An 848-nucleotide genomic window follows, 5' to 3' on the forward strand; every position below is an offset into this window, starting at 1 on the left:
TCCACCGACACCGCCGGCCCCTCCAACCCCAAAACATATGCCACCCGGCCCGAGGTCACGCTGGTGGCGATGCCGGTCAACCCGTATTCACCCAGCTCCTCAAGGGGTCGCCCTATACCGTAGTCGGGATCCATGATTCCGGCGAACACGCCGGTCGCCGTGCCGCGCAACGAGAAGGGGTTAATTCCGGCGTGTTCCAACGCTTCCCACGAACATTCCAGCAGCAGTCGTTGCTGCGGATCCATCATCAGCGCCTCTCGCGGGGTAATTCCGAAGAAAGCCGGATCGAAATCGGCGGCATTCTCCAAAAATCCGCCCGATCGGGTGTAGGTCTTGCCCGCGGCGTCTGGATCCGCATCGAACAACCCCTCAACATCCCAACCGCGGTCGGTCGGAAACTGCGACACCACATCGGCGCCGCTACGCACCATTTCCCACAGTCCCCGTGGCGAATCCACCCCACCCGGAAAACGGCAGCCCATCCCAACGATTGCGACGGGCTCACTCGTGCGTTTCTCAGAGTCGCGCAGCCGAGCGCGCGTCTCGTCCAGCTCGATGGCAACCTTCTTCAGATAACTTACGAGTTTCGCGCGGTCCGGGTCCATGTGTTCAATGCTCATGATCACCACTTCCGTCAAAACCGGCGTCGATCAGCCGGAAGATTTCGTCGATGTTTTCCGCGGCCTCAATGCGTTGACCGATGCGGTGTTCGCTGTTGGTGATGACGCCTAAAAGAGATCGCAAACGAGTGGCGACGCGTTGCTTGTCGCCGTCGTCGATCACCGGCAACATCTCTTCCAGTTTGGTCAGCACCACTTCGAACGGCCGGGGGATCTTCGTACTGTCTT

General features: G+C 60.1%; 2 protein-coding genes. Both read right to left on the minus strand.

What is annotated here, in order from left to right; translation table 11 throughout:
- The coding region (locus F0Q45_RS26295; protein ID WP_188113190.1) for a beta-ketoacyl synthase N-terminal-like domain-containing protein at positions 1-620 on the minus strand (620 nt) is incomplete at its 3' end.
- Positions 610-848 (minus strand): hypothetical protein (locus F0Q45_RS26300; RefSeq protein ID WP_223163958.1); only part of this gene is annotated, 239 nt, incomplete at its 5' end. The genes F0Q45_RS26295 and F0Q45_RS26300, both read right to left, overlap by 11 nt.

Origin of the sequence: Mycobacterium simiae (assembly GCF_008370645.1) — a bacterium.
Taxonomy (GTDB): Bacteria; Actinomycetota; Actinomycetes; order Mycobacteriales; family Mycobacteriaceae; genus Mycobacterium; species Mycobacterium simiae_A.